This window comes from Mesorhizobium sp. M4B.F.Ca.ET.214.01.1.1, from assembly GCF_004791545.1.
In the GTDB taxonomy this organism is placed as follows: Bacteria; Pseudomonadota; Alphaproteobacteria; order Rhizobiales; family Rhizobiaceae; genus Mesorhizobium; species Mesorhizobium abyssinicae.
Genome location: NZ_SRUX01000018.1, coordinates 127,009 through 140,680, shown reverse-complemented (window position 1 = coordinate 140,680; position 13,672 = coordinate 127,009). Strand labels below are relative to the sequence as shown.

12 protein-coding genes are annotated in these 13,672 nt (G+C 65.2%); 2 read left to right on the top strand and 10 right to left on the bottom strand.

The features are described from left to right. Nucleotides 1-3: 3 nt before the first annotated feature. The 7 genes from phoB to EN857_RS29030 all read right to left on the bottom strand — a co-directional run bounded on the left by phoB (nucleotide 4) and on the right by EN857_RS29030 (nucleotide 10,548). Nucleotides 4-693 (bottom strand): phosphate regulon transcriptional regulator PhoB, encoded by a 690-nt coding sequence (phoB, locus tag EN857_RS29060; RefSeq protein ID WP_006203872.1) that lies wholly within the window; start codon nucleotides 691-693, stop codon nucleotides 4-6. 19 nt (nucleotides 694-712) lie between these two features. Then, the gene (gene phoU, locus EN857_RS29055; protein ID WP_127282797.1) at nucleotides 713-1,420 is read right to left on the bottom strand and encodes a phosphate signaling complex protein PhoU; all 708 of its coding nucleotides are present in this window, start codon (nucleotides 1,418-1,420) and stop codon (nucleotides 713-715) included. 23 nt (nucleotides 1,421-1,443) lie between these two features. Further along, nucleotides 1,444-2,268 carry a phosphate ABC transporter ATP-binding protein PstB gene (pstB, locus tag EN857_RS29050; RefSeq protein WP_127282796.1) on the bottom strand — a complete coding sequence of 275 codons (825 nt, stop codon included), beginning with the start codon at nucleotides 2,266-2,268 and terminating at the stop codon, nucleotides 1,444-1,446. Nucleotides 2,269-2,283: 15 nt separating this feature from the next. Then, a complete protein-coding gene (gene pstA / locus EN857_RS29045; protein WP_127391064.1) occupies nucleotides 2,284-3,600 on the bottom strand; it encodes a phosphate ABC transporter permease PstA in 1,317 nt (438 codons plus the stop codon). After that, a complete protein-coding gene (pstC, locus tag EN857_RS29040; RefSeq protein WP_127391065.1) occupies nucleotides 3,597-5,057 on the bottom strand; it encodes a phosphate ABC transporter permease subunit PstC in 1,461 nt (486 codons plus the stop codon). Before pstC ends, pstA begins: the two co-directional genes overlap by 4 nt. Before the next feature lie 138 nt (nucleotides 5,058-5,195). After that, the gene (locus EN857_RS29035; protein ID WP_127282793.1) at nucleotides 5,196-6,224 is read right to left on the bottom strand and encodes a substrate-binding domain-containing protein; all 1,029 of its coding nucleotides are present in this window, start codon (nucleotides 6,222-6,224) and stop codon (nucleotides 5,196-5,198) included. A gap of 553 nt (nucleotides 6,225-6,777) precedes the next feature. After that, nucleotides 6,778-10,548, bottom strand: coding sequence for a response regulator (locus tag EN857_RS29030; RefSeq protein WP_135859441.1), 3,771 nt, complete (start codon nucleotides 10,546-10,548; stop codon nucleotides 6,778-6,780). Between the two features lie 183 nt (nucleotides 10,549-10,731). Here EN857_RS29030 and EN857_RS29025 point away from each other — a divergent pair, with 183 nt between their 5' ends. Both EN857_RS29025 and EN857_RS29020 read left to right on the top strand, forming a co-directional pair. Beyond that, a complete protein-coding gene (locus EN857_RS29025; RefSeq protein WP_127391067.1) occupies nucleotides 10,732-11,079 on the top strand; it encodes a hypothetical protein in 348 nt (115 codons plus the stop codon). Nucleotides 11,080-11,229: 150 nt separating this feature from the next. Further along, on the top strand, nucleotides 11,230-11,445 hold the full coding sequence (locus EN857_RS29020; protein WP_127282790.1) for a hypothetical protein: 216 nt from the start codon (nucleotides 11,230-11,232) through the stop codon (nucleotides 11,443-11,445). 43 nt (nucleotides 11,446-11,488) lie between these two features. Here the strand turns inward: EN857_RS29020 and EN857_RS29015 are convergent, their stop codons facing one another. The 3 genes from EN857_RS29015 to EN857_RS29005 all read right to left on the bottom strand — a co-directional run bounded on the left by EN857_RS29015 (nucleotide 11,489) and on the right by EN857_RS29005 (nucleotide 13,629). Next, the gene (locus tag EN857_RS29015) at nucleotides 11,489-11,809 is read right to left on the bottom strand and encodes a hypothetical protein (protein WP_245493289.1); all 321 of its coding nucleotides are present in this window, start codon (nucleotides 11,807-11,809) and stop codon (nucleotides 11,489-11,491) included. Between the two features lie 336 nt (nucleotides 11,810-12,145). Then, nucleotides 12,146-13,018: a glutathione S-transferase family protein gene (locus tag EN857_RS29010; RefSeq protein WP_127391068.1), complete on the bottom strand. Its 873-nt coding sequence runs from the start codon at nucleotides 13,016-13,018 to the stop codon at nucleotides 12,146-12,148. A gap of 20 nt (nucleotides 13,019-13,038) precedes the next feature. Continuing rightward, nucleotides 13,039-13,629 (bottom strand): VOC family protein, encoded by a 591-nt coding sequence (locus tag EN857_RS29005; protein ID WP_127391069.1) that lies wholly within the window; start codon nucleotides 13,627-13,629, stop codon nucleotides 13,039-13,041. Between the last annotated feature and the right edge of the window lie 43 nt (nucleotides 13,630-13,672).

Here is a 13,672-nt window from a genome sequence, read left to right as displayed (position 1 = left end):
GCGTCAATCTTCCCTGATCGCGTAGCCCGCGCCCCGGATGGTGCGGATGACGTCAGGCATGCGGCCATTGTTGACCGCCTTGCGCAGGCGGCCGACATGCACGTCGACCGTGCGCTCGTCGATGTAGATCGTCTCGCCCCAGACATTGTCGAGCAGCTGGCTGCGCGAGAACACCCGGCCGGGATGCCGCATCATGAATTCGAGCAGGCGGAACTCGGTCGGTCCGAGCCGGATTTCGCTCTTCTTGCGGTACACCCGGTGCGACTCGCGATCGAGCACGATGTCGCCGACCTTCAGCATGCTGGACAGGACTTCCGGCTTGGCGCGGCGCAGCAGCGCCTTGACGCGCGCCATGAACTCCGGCGTCGAGAACGGCTTGACCAGATAGTCGTCGGCGCCGGTGGAGAGGCCGCGCACCCGGTCGCTTTCCTCGCCGCGCGCCGTCAGCATGATGATCGGCAGCCGCTCGGTCTCCGGCCGCATCCTGAGGCGCCGGCAGAGCTCGATGCCGGAAACCGCCGGCACCATCCAGTCGAGCACCAGGAGGTCGGGCACGTTTTCCTGCAGCCGGATTTCGGCCTCGTCGCCGCGTGTCACCACCTCGACCTGGTAGCCTTCCGATTCAAGATTGTAGCGGAGCAGCACCCCCAGCGGCTCCTCGTCCTCCACCACCATGATGCGTGGCGCGATCATCGGCCCGTCACCCTTCTTCTCAGGCCGGCGCCGACATCGCCGTCTCGTCCAGCTTCGGACGATTGGCGGGCAGTTGCTGGCCGGTCAGCACGTAGTAGGCGTTCTCGGCGATGTTGGTGACATGGTCGCCGATGCGCTCCAGATTCTTGGCGCAGAACAACAGATGCGTGCAAGCGGTGATGTTGCGCGGATCTTCCATCATGTAGGTCAAAAGTTCGCGGAACACCGAGGTGTATTTAACGTCGATGCGCTCGTCGTCGTTGCGGAGCTTGGCAAGCGCCGCGGCATCAGCGGCGGCATATTCCTCGATGACCCCCTGCACCTGGATCAGCACCAGCTGCGCCATGCCGTCGATGGAATGCGAAAGGTCGCGCGGCGTGACGCTGAGACCGACGGTGCCGACGCGCTTGGCGATGTTCTTGGCGAGGTCGCCGATGCGTTCGAGGTCGCCCGCCATGCGGATCGAGCCGACCACGGCGCGCAGATCGTTGGCCATCGGCTGCCGCTTGGCGATCAGTGTGATGGCGCGGTCGTCGAGTTCGCGCTGGCGCGCGTCCATGATGGCGTCGTCGGACACCACGCGCTGCGCCAGGGCGTTGTCGGAATTGAGCAGCGCCCGCGTCGAGCCGGCGACCATCGAGCGGGCGAGATCGCCCATGTCGGAGATCAGCTTGCTGATGGCGCCGAGATCCTCGTCGAAAGACGCAACCGTATGATGTTCACCCATGATCCTGTCCTCGTGCTTGGAAATCAGCCGAACCGGCCGGTGATGTAGTCCTGGGTGCGCTTGTCGTCGGGGTTGGTGAACATCTTGTCGGTGGCGCCCTCCTCGACCAGGTAGCCGAGGTGGAACATCGCCGTGCGCTGCGACACGCGCGCCGCCTGCTGCATCGAATGGGTGACGATGACGATCGTGTAGTTCTGGCGCAGCTCGTCGATCAGCTCCTCGACGCGGGCGGTTGCGATCGGGTCGAGCGCCGAACACGGCTCGTCCATCAGGATCACCTCCGGCGAGACGGCGATGGCGCGGGCGATGCACAGGCGCTGCTGCTGGCCGCCGGACAGGCCGGTGCCGGGCTCGTGCAGGCGGTCCTTCACCTCGTTCCAGATCGCCGCCTTCTTCAGGCTGGATTCGACGATCTGGTCCATGTCGGCCTTGCGCTTGGCCAGCCCATGGATGCGCGGGCCGTAGGCGACATTCTCGTAGATCGACTTCGGGAACGGGTTCGGCTTCTGGAACACCATGCCGACCCGGGCCCTGAGCTCGACGACGTCGATGCTCTTGTCGTAGATGTCCTCCTGGTCCAGCGTGATCTTGCCGGTCACCCGCGCCGAATCGATGGTGTCGTTCATGCGGTTGAGGCAGCGCAGGAAGGTCGACTTGCCGCAGCCCGAAGGACCGATCAGCGCCGTCACCTGGTTGAGGCGGACGTCGAGATTGACGTCGAACAGCGCCTGCTTCTCGCCATAGAACACGCCGACCTTGTCGCCGCGCATCTTGATCACTTCGTTCGACTTGGCGTTCATTTTGTCGCCCACTGCGTTTTCAAGAGACTGTTCGGTCATGATGTTCATACCAGATGCCTTCTTTTACCAGCGCCGTTCGAAGCGGCGCCTGAGCACGATCGCCGTGATGTTCATGGCCATGAGGAAGACGAGCAGGATGATGATCGCGCCCGACATGCGCTCGACGAAGGCGCGCTCTGCCTCGTTGGCCCACATGTAGATCTGCACCGGCAGCGCTGTCGCCGGATCGAATGGCGTCTTCGGATAGTCGGCGACGAAGGCGACCATGCCGATCAGGAGCAGCGGCGCGGTCTCGCCGAGCGCGCGCGCCAGGCCGATGATGGTGCCGGTGAGGATGCCGGGGGCGGCAAGCGGCAGGATGTGCTGGAACACCATCTGCATCTTGGAGGCGCCGAGACCGAGCGCCGCCGAGCGGATCGACGGCGGCACGGCGGCAAGCGCCGCGCGGGTGGCGATGATGATCGTCGGCAGCGTCATCAGCGTCAGCACCAGGCCGCCGACAAAGGCGGCCGAGCGCGGCATGCCGAGGAAGTTGATGAACACGGCAAGGCCGAGCAGGCCGAAGACGATCGACGGCACCGCCGCCAGATTGTTGATGTTGACTTCGATCAGGTCAGTGAAGCGGTTCTTCTTGGCGAATTCCTCCAGATAGATGGAGGCGGCTACGCCGATCGGCAGCGCCAGAAGCAGCACGATCACCATCATGTAGAAGGAGCCGATGATGGCCACGCCCATGCCCGACGTTTCCGGACGGCTGGAGGCGCCATAGGTGAACAGGCCCTTGTTGAAATGCTCGGCCATGGTGCCGTCGGCCTTGAGCTGGTTCATCCAGGCGATCTGCTGGTCAGAGACCTTGCGGCGCGCTTCCTCGACGTTGAGGTCGATCTGGCCCTTGAAGGCGGAATCGAGATTGGCCGCGGCGAGGATGTCGACGTTGCGCGTGGTGCCGATGACCGACGGATCGGCGACGACGATGTCGCGCAATTGCACGCGCGCGCCCTCCGACAGGAAGCCCTTCAGCTTCAGCGCCATCGGCTTGTTGGAGGGATCGATGCCGAGCTTGGCCATCAGCGCCTTGTCGGCCAGCTTGGGATAGTTCGCCTTGATCAGCACGTCCGGATCGGTGGCGCGCTTGTTGGAAGGATCGATGATCTTCTCGTCGAAATTGATCGGCAGCGTCACGGTCGTCTGCCAGAAGGCGGTGTAGCCCTTCGAGACGATGGTGATCAGCATGATGGCGAGGAAGGCGAGGCCGACCGAGATCGCCAGCACGCCATAGATGCGGAACCGGCGTTCGGCGGCGTAGCGGGCCTTGAGGCCGATGTCGCGGCGCGCGGGAGCCGCGGCCCGGACCATCGTATCCAGCGGGATATCGGTCATTCGTACTGCTCCCGGTATTTGCGCACGATGTAGAGGGCGACGATGTTCATCACCAGCGTCAGCGCGAACAGGGTGATGCCGAGCGCGAAGGCGACCAGCGTCTGCGGCGAATTGAATTCGAGGTCGCCGGTCAGCTGGTTGACGATCTTGACGGTGATGGTGGTCATCGCCTCGAACGGATTGGCGGTGAGATTGGCGGCGACGCCGGCCGCGAGCACCACGATCATGGTTTCGCCGATGGCGCGCGAGGCGGTCAGCAGGATGGCGCCGACGATACCGGGCAGCGCGGCCGGCAGGATCACCCGCTTGATCGTCTCCGAGCGCGTCGCGCCGAGGCCGAGCGAGCCATCGCGCATGGCGCGCGGCACCGCGGTGATGATGTCGTCCGACAGGGAGGATACGACCGGGATCAGCATGACGCCCATGACCAGGCCGGCGGTGAAGATGCTCTGGCCCTGGATGAAGGGCGAACCGCCCGTCAGCACCGCCGAGAGATCGCGCAGGAACGGCCCCAGCGTGACGACGGCGAAAATGCCGTAGACGATGGTCGGGATGCCGGCCAGCAGCTCGAGCGCGGGCTTCACCACCGAGCGCACCTTGGGCGAGGCGTATTCGGCCATGTAGACGGCCGACATCAAACCGACCGGAACCGCCACCAGCAGGGCGACGAAGGCGATGTAGAGCGTGCCGGACAGGAGCGGGATCAGGCCGAACTGGCCCTGGCTGCCGCCCGAGCCGGCCGCGGCGAAGCGCGGATCCCAGACGGTGCCGAAGAAGAAGCTCGCCGGCGAAACGCTGTCGAAGAACTGGATGGTCTGGAACAGCATCGAAAGCACGATGCCGACCGTGGTCAGGATGGCGATGGTCGAGGCCGCCAGCAGCCCCCACAGCATCAGCCGCTCGACATTGTTCCTGGCGCGCGCTCGCGGCGCGACTTGCCGGAGCGCGTAAAAGGCGCCGGCGATCGACAGCACGAGCGTGACGACGGCGCCGATCAGGCCGAGCCGGTCCTGCACCGCATTCGCCTCGACGGCGATCGGGATCATGTAGTCCTGGGTGTCCGTCGCCAGCGCCACGCCCTTGGCGGCGAGCAGCGGCTGCAATTCGGCGAAACTGGCGGGAAGCTGGGTGTTTGCATCGAGCTGGCGCAGCCCCCTGGCGAGGCTCTTCACCAGGCTGACATCGAGCGCCTCGCTGGCGACCGCGCTGTCGGCGGTGCGCTCGGGCAAGGCGGCGTGGATGTGGCGCTCGAGATAGACGGAGGAACCGATGTTCCAGACGGCAAGCAGCAGGAGGGCCGGCAGGACGGCGAGCAGGAAGGCCCACCAGCCGTGATAATGGGCGCGCGAATGCGGCTTCACCGAACCATTGTCCTGCGCCACGGCCCGTTGGCGGCCAATGAAGAATGCGACCACGCCGATGGCGGCGACTATGGCAAGTACGAGCATGGACGACATGAACCCACCCCAGGGAAATCCCGTTCGAGCATGATCTTGTCCGGTCCCACTTCGGGATCATGCTCCGGTCGCCACCGCCACTGCGGCGGGCGAAGAGGCCGGGGCGCGGGTAACCCCGCGCCCCGGTGCTAAGCTTGATTACATGGTCTTTCCGGCGGCGAAGGCGTCGCGCTGCGACTGACGCTCGGCGTCGGGAGCCGAAACCAGGCCGTATTCGGCGAGCGGGCTTTCCGGGCCGATCATCTGGTCGTCGAGGAAGAATTCGACATATTCCTTCAGGCCCGGAACGACGCCGAGATGCGCCTTCTTGACGTAGAAGAACAGCGGGCGCGAAACCGGATACTTGCCGCTGGCGATGGTCTCGGTCGAAGGCACGACGTCTTCCACGCTGGCGACCTTCAGCTTGTCGGCATTGTTCTCGTAGAAGGCGAGGCCGAACACGCCGACGCCGGTCTTGTTGGAGTCGATGCGGGCGAGCGTCTCGGTGTAGTCGCCGTCGATGTCGACAGCCTTGCCGTCCTTGCGGATGGCGATGCAGGTCTTGCCGATTTCCTTGTCGTCGCTGATGCCGGTGGCCTTGATGGCAGCCTTGTCGCAGCCGGCGTCGAGAAGCTTGGTCTCGAACACTTCGCGCGTGCCGTGCTTCTCACCCGGGATGTAGGCGGCGATGTCCCAGTCGGGCAGCTTCGGGTTGACCTGGCTCCACTTGGTGTTCGGATTGTCGACCAGCTTGCCGTCGACGACGAGCTTGGCGGCCAGCGCCTTGTAGATGTCGGCGGGAACCAGCGCCCAGTCCGGGCCCTTGATGTCGGTGGCGAAGACGATGCCGTCATAGCCGATGCGGACTTCCTGGATATCCTTCACGCCGGCGTCGGCGCAGGACTTGATCTCGTCCTTCTTGATCGGGCGCGAGGAGTTGGCGATGTCGATGGTGTCTTCGCCGACGCCCTTGCAGAATTCCTTGATGCCGGCGCCGCTGCCGCCGGACTCGACCACCGGGGTCTTGAACTTGGTGAAGGTCTCGCCGAACTGCTCGGCAACGATCTTGGCATAGGGAAGCACGGTCGACGACCCGGCAACCTGGATCTGGTCGCGCGCGGCGGCGAAGCCGGACGACGCGGCCAGCGCAAGCGCGGCGGCCGACGCCGTGAGGAGAAATTTGTTCATGTGGCCTGCTCCTGTTCGGAAGATGGTCTCTTCGAAAGATGGACTCTTGGCACCGCTGTCCATCGGCGCCCGGTGAGGCCAATAGCTTCCGATTATTACAGTCGCATGACAGTTTCGTGTCAGCCCGGTAACGCCTGACCGGCTCGCCGGAAACGGCTGGCAGCCAGCCCTCGGCGAGGCAACGGCGGTTTGCCGTGGGAATCAGGGACTTGCGCGATTCTGGAGGCCCGCCCTGCCCTCGGCGGCACGAGCCTCGGCCGCCGAGAAAAGAAAAGCCGGACGAGAGCGCGTTGCCCCTGGCCAGAGCGTATCATGGCCGAGCCATCGCCGAAAACAGGTCCGTTGGGGTAGAGTCGACGCTGTTTCTAGCCGGCGGTCGCTGCTCCCGCCCGTAACCGGGGGAGCGAATCCGATGCCGCCATTGTTTCGGCTCGATGCCCGGTTCGATATGGTGCGATCGCACCATATCCCCACGGCAGCCCCGGTTTTCCGCCGTGCTTCGCAAACCGGGCGCTGCGATGGCACTCGCTCCGAAGCAGCGGCCTCGACAGGTTTAACCGGCGTTTCTTTGCGCCTGGCCGTCGGCGCCGATCCAGCGCTCCAGCTTTTCGAGCAGGGCCCTGGGGCTGATGGGCTTGGGCAGATAGTCGTCCATGCCGGCCTCCAGGCAGCGCTCGCGATCGCCCTTCAGCGCATGCGCGGTGACGCCGACGATCGGCACATGCATGCCGCTCTCCTCCTCCAGCCGGCGGATGGCGGCCGTCGCCTCCAGTCCGTTCATCTCCGGCATCGACACGTCCATCAGGATCATGCGCGGTTTGAGCCGACCGTAGGCGTCGAGCGCCTTGCGGCCGTTGCCGACGATCTCGAAGCCGTAGCCGGTCTCGCCGAGGATCTGGGTGAACACCATCTGGTTCACTTCATTGTCCTCGGCCACGAGGATATCGAGCCCGCGTTCGCCACCGGTCGGCCGGGCGCGCGCACGCGCCGGCGGCGGCTGCAGCAGGGCCCGTTCCGACACCGCCGAGGCGGCCCTGGCCGGCGCCGGCTGCGCTATCCCCGCACTGCTGCTCGCCGCCTGCGGCGGATGGCTGACCGCCGTGCTGTGGCGGTGACGCTGTATGGTGGCGACCAGCGTCTCCAGCAGCACCGAGGAGCGCGCCGGCTTGATCAGTTGCGCATCGATGCCGAGGTCGCGGTAGCTGGTGTTGGCGAGCGACTGGTCGACGGACGTCAGCATGATGATCGGCGTGTGCGCAAGGCCGTCGGTGTTGCGCACGATACGCGCCATCTCGGCGCCGCTCATGCCCGGCATCTGGTAGTCGAGCACGACACAATCGACCGGCACGCCATAGGCGGCGGCGGCGATCAGCACCTTCAACCCCTCGGCGCCGCTCTCGGCCGCGCAGGAATCGAACGTCCACGACGCCATCTGCTCGCTCAGGATCGAGCGGTTGACGGCATTGTCGTCGACGATCAGCACCCGGGCTCCGGTGACGTCGACCGGCATGATCCGCTGCCCACTCTGTTGCATGGCCCGCGGCAGCGTCACCGTGAACCAGAAGGTCGAGCCCTTGCCCTCATCGCTCTCGACCCCGATCTCGCCGCTCATCAGCTCGACCAGCCGCGAGGTGATGGCAAGACCGAGCCCAGTGCCCTCGTGCCGCCGCGTCGACGACGTATCGACCTGGTTGAACTTCTCGAACACGGCCTTCAGCTTGTCTTCCGGAATGCCAATGCCGGTGTCGGTCACCGAGATGGTGAGCTTCGTTCCCGTCGGCACGCGCTCGCCGGTGACGTCGACCAGCACATGGCCTTCGTCGGTGAACTTCACCGCATTGCCGAGCAGGTTGGTGACGATCTGCCTGATGCGCCCGACATCGCCGACGAACTGGCTGTCGAGGCCAGGCTGCACGCGCACGATGAGCTCGAGATCCTTCTCCTTGGCGCGAGTCGACACCAGAGTTGCCACATCCTCGATGGCCTCGGCAAGGTTGAAGGGCGCCGGATCGAGCACCAGCTGGCCGGCATCGATCTTGGAGAAGTCGAGGATGTCGTTGATGATGGTCAAAAGCGCGTTGCCCGACTTCACGATGATGTCGGTGAACGTCTTCTGCTTGGGGTCGAGGTCGGACTTGGCGAGCAATTCGGCCATGCCGAGCACGCCGTTCATCGGCGTGCGGATCTCATGGCTCATATTGGCCAGGAATTCCGATTTGGCGCGGTCGGCGAGCACGGCGCGCTGCCGCGCTTCGCTGAGCTCGGCCTCGCGCTGCTTGAGCTCGGTGATGTCGGTGGTCGATCCGATCAGATAGAGCGAGCCGTCGGAGGCAATCATCGCCCCCTTGCGCGCGAACTGGTGCCGCACGCTGCCGTCGGGCAGCGTCACGCTCTCCTCGATCTCCTGCGTCTCGCCGGTGCGCAGCACGGCGAGATCGCCAGCGACGAAGGCCTCGCCGTCCGGCCCGAAGATTTCGACGTCGGTCCTGCCGATCGCATCTTCCTTGGCGAAGCCGGTGAGGTCGCACCAGCCCTTGTTGACGTAGAACTGCCTGAGGTCCGAACGCTTGGCGTAGATCGACACTGGCACGTTGTCGATGAGGCTGCGGAACACCTCGTTCTCGCGCATGCTCTCTTCCAGCGCCCGCTCGCGCGCCTTGACGTCGGTGATGTCGGTGCTGGAGCCGACCAGATGTACCGACCCGTCCGTCGCAACCAGGCGGCTCTTGCGCGTCATCAGCTGCCGCACGGTGCCGTCGCGATGGGTGACGGGCTCCTCGACCTCCAGGACCTTGCCGGCGACGACCACTTCGGTGTCGTCATGGCTGTAGCTTTCGGCATCCTCGGCGCCGAACAGCTGGCGGTCGCTGCGGCCGATGACGTCCTCCTTGGCGAGGCCGGTGATGGCGCACCAGGCCTTGTTGACGAATTCGATGCGGAGATCCTCGGCCTTGATGAAGGCAGCCACCGGCAGCTCGTCCATGACGTGCCGGAACAGATCGATCTGCCGCATAGAGTCATGCAGCGCCTTCTCGCGGCTCTTGATGTCGGAAATGTCGACGCGCACGCCGATGAAGGTGCCGTCCTCGGTCCGCATGTCGTAGACCTGGTACCAGCGGCCGTCCGGATTGCGCCGCTCATAGGATGAGTTCGGCAGCCGGTAGTGGGCGAGCATCGCGTCGAACCACCCGTCGCGATCGCGCTCGTAGAGGCTGTCGATCTCAGGATCGCCGCTCTGGCGGAAATAGCCGACCGAATGGCCGAGCGCCAGCGCCTCGCGGAAGCTTCGGCCGGGCTGCCACACCGGCTTCAGCGCCGGAAGCGTCTCCTGCAGTTTTCGGTTGGCGAAGACGAACCTGTCGTCACGATCGTAGATGATGACGCCGGCCGGCAGCGATTCCAGCACGGTGGCGAGGTTCTTGCGCGCGTCCTCGGCCTCCGCCTCGCGATCCTTCATGTCGGTGACGTCGACATAGGAGATCAGCCGCTTGCCGCCGGCAAGTGGCGCCAGCGAGGCAATCAGCGTGCGGCCGTCATTGAGTGGCAGCTGCCGCGATCCGGCAACGCCAGCCCTGATTTCGGCCTCGCGCTCGGCCATGAGGCGCTGCCATGCCTCGTCGTCGGCTCCGTAGGGGTCGATCCCGCGGCTCGCTTCCATCAGCTCGCGGAAGCCGCTGCCGATCCCGGCGCGGCTGGGCTCGATTTTCCAGAACTCGTGGAAGGCGCGGTTGATCACCTGCGCGCGCATGTCCGCGTCGAGGACAAGGACGCCGATCGGCATTTGGTCGACCATGGCGCGAAGATTGGCGAAGGTCTCCGCGGTCCTGGCGTTGGCGCTCTCGACCTCGGCATCGCGGCGCTTGACGTCGGTGACCTCGTAGTAGGTCAACAACCGCTTGCCCCCGGACAGCGCGGTGACCGAGAACATCATTGTCCTGCCGTTGGCGTCGACAAACTCGCGCGGCGCGACTGAGCCGCCGCGAATCTCCGCGAAGCGGCTGGCGAGGTAGCGCTGCCATTCCTTTTCGCCGATATCGCCATAGATGCCGTTGCGGCGATTGAGTTCCATCAGGCGGCTGAACGGAGCGCCGACGCTCACTGCCCCGTCGGGAATTCTGGAGAGGTCGCGATAGGCCTTGTTGATGATCAGCGTGTCGAGCTGGGCATCCAGGAGCACGACACCCATATGCATGGCGTCCATCGTGCGCTCGAGATCGGCAAGATGCTGTACGCCGTCTTCGGCGAGCGCATCGTCGCCGCGCGCAACCGCTGCTTCGAGGGGGTCGCGTTTGCCGCCGTTCCCCGTCCCGTCCACGTCCGCCATGCTGATGCCACCCCCAGCCGAACCCCCGTCGCGGTTCGTCGGCGGACTGTGCCTCAGAAGCATTAACGATCCGCTAACCTTAACAAACCGCGACCGGGGGCGAACTGTCGCGGCCTGGCCGCATCGCGCAGGTTGTCGGCTGCGGCGCTGCCGCGTTATAAACCGTATATTGGGGTGTTGCTAATGTTCGGACGGATCGTGCTGTTTTTCCTGTGCCCGGCGCTGCTTGCGGCAGGCGGCTGCGCGCGCAGCGACGATGGCACCGTGATGATCCCGAAGCCGCTCGACGTCAGGCGTATCTGGGACAGGCCCCCGCCGCAGCCGCAGGCCGGACCGCCGCGAATGCAGGCAGGCCCCTTTCCGGTGGCGCCGCAGGCGCCAAGGCGGTTGGCTGGCCGCAGGCTCGGCCCCCCGCCAGCGCCGGCAGGGCAGGTGGCGAGCCCTCCCTCGCTGTCGTCCGAGCCGAAGCAGCCGCTCGCCTGCCGGAACGTCAGCGAGCCCGGCAAGCGCTACCGCGTGGTCTGCGAATAGCGGCGGCAAGGTCAGTTGGCCGGAAAGAAGGCCGGCGGCTCGATCCGACGGCGTCCTCAGCCGCCAACGCGGGGCCTAGCTCAAAGTGTCGAATGGCCTCGGTGAAACCTTTGGCGCACAATCGGCGTTCTAGGGCAAAGGAGACAGAGGATGTCGATTCACTTCACCGTCTCTGGCCTGACCAGGAACCTCATCCATTCACTTGGACTGGATCATGAGCGGGCGCCGAGACCCCTGACACAAGAGCAGAACCTGCTGTTGGAATGCTATCTGGCGGGCCAGATTCCGGAGTCGGCCTGGAGCGACTACGTCTTCGAGGCACCGGAATTGCAGCGCCATGTCGATGCGAGGCGCGCGCGGCATTGATCCCCAGACCGACCAGCTTTCAGCCGTCCGCGCCCATATGTCTTTATTGCTTGGGCGAATTGAACCGCAGCGTGAAGATGTTGCCGGCAATGCCCTGCGCCAGCGCCGGCGAGAAGCTCAGCGGCAGGCACTGCTGCAGCGCCGCGGTCGCGGCGTCGACATAGGCCTGCCTCGCCTTCGCGTCGCCGTTCACCTTGATCGCCGTCGGCTTGGGTGGGCCGATCAGCGTGCCGTCCCGCCTGAAGCTGAAGCTCAAGGTCACCGACGAGTTCTCCGAATTGGCCGGCGGGGTCCAGCACGCCTGCAGCGCCGCTCCGACATCGTTCATGGTGTTGAGCGAGGCGGCATTCGACTGACAGGGCATGGCTGCCAGCAGTGCGACGAAGCATGCCGAGAGTGCAGTGCCTTTCATTGCCGGGGATCCTCCTCTCTCCCGCTCCGCCGCCACCTTCATGCTACGGTCAAAGCCGAAGATGACAACAGGTTTTGCACGGATAGCCAGGCGCCTTCGCCAGGGTCGGGCAGCCGGCGAAAAGCAAAAGGCCGGCGCAAGGCCGACCTTTCCTTTCGCCTCGGCATCCGCGCCAGTACATCCGTGGTCGCGCGCCTGAGGTGAACCAGCGGCCAGTAGACAGGTCTTTGGTTAACCAATCCCTAACCCCGACCGGTCGCCAGGCTCAGCGACGCTACCTGGCGGCGCTCACGCCTTGGCCTGCGACCGCACATAGGCAATGTAGCCGCGCACGTCGCCGGCCGGCTCGGCATAGGCGTTGCCGAGCTTCTTCTCCATCGCCGCCATATAGTCCTTCGCCCACTGCGGCAGCGCATAGTCGATGACCGCCAGGAACTCGAGCGTCGCTGCCAGCCTTATGTCGGCGATCGACGGGTTGCTGCCGCCGATGAACGGCTTGCCGTTGCGGAAGAAGCTGTGGAAGACCTCCAGCGGCTCGGCGATTGCGGAGGCGGCAGCCTTCTGGGCCTCCGATTTCCTGTCGGGATGGGCGTCGCTGTGGCCGACCTCGCCGGCATATTGCGGGAAGCCGAGCGCCGGATAAGTGGCGCGTGCCACGTAAGGGTAGAGCGTGCCGACCAGGTAGAACATGGCGCTGTCGATCATGGCCCGCTTGGCCGGCGCCTTGGGGTAGAACTTCTCCAGCCCGTGCTTGTTGGCGAGATACTGCATGATGGCGCAGCTTTCCCACAGCACGCCCCGCGGCAGGCCCTTGTCCTCGATCATCGGCGTCAGATGGGCCGGGTTGCGCGCCAGGAATTCCGGCGAGCGCGTAAGCCCCCAGGCGTCGGTCTCGGCATGGTCGAAGCCGGCCGCGCGCGCGAACACCCGAACGGTCATGTTGTTGACGCTCGGCTTCAGCATGCTGAGCTTCAGCCCCGGCTTCTTCGCCGGTTTCGCCCTAGGCGCGGCCTTGGCCGTCGCCCTCGCGGCTGGCTTGGCTGCTGCTTTTGCCTTTGCCTTTGTTGCCGGCTTCGCAGCCGCTTTCGCCGCCGGCTTGGCGGTCTTTGTTGCCGGCTTGGTTGCCGGTTTGCCTGTGCTCTTTGTTGCTGCCTTCGCCATCTGTTCCTCCCTCAGGCTTGTCAGTCTCGTGCGTATGGATTTTTCGGCCCCCGATCGTCCGACAAGGTCGCGCGCGACCATTCGACCAGCGTCTGGATCGCGTCGGCGAGATGCACTTCCGCGATGTTGTAATCGCCGCGCGCGACACGGATCTTGTGCGCCTGCATCAGCACGTCGGCATGGGTGAAGCCCGTCGGCGGCTCGAAGCGATACGAGGCGAGCTCGATCAGCAGGCCAAGCGGATCCTCGAAATAGATCGAATCCATGAAGCCGCGGTCCTTGACGCCGCTATGCTTGATGCCGCGCTCGTCGAGCCGGGCGACCGCCTGCAGGAAGGTGACGCGCGACACCGAAAAGGCGATGTGGTGGACGCAGCCCGTATCGGTTGGCGTGCGCCTGGCCACCGCCGCGCGGCTCTCATCGGTGAAGACGGTGATCAGCCGCCCGTCGCCCGGATCGAAATAGAGATGGCTCTCGCTCGCCTTGTCGAGATTGGGCTGCTCGAAGACGAAGGGCATGCCGAGCACGCCTTCCCAGAAATCGATCGAGGTCTGGCGCCCGGCGCCGACCAGCGTGATGTGATGGACGCCCTGCGACTGCAGTTTCTGCATCGGTCTCCCTCTCTGCGATCCTTCGCCTCTGTATCGGGCGAGT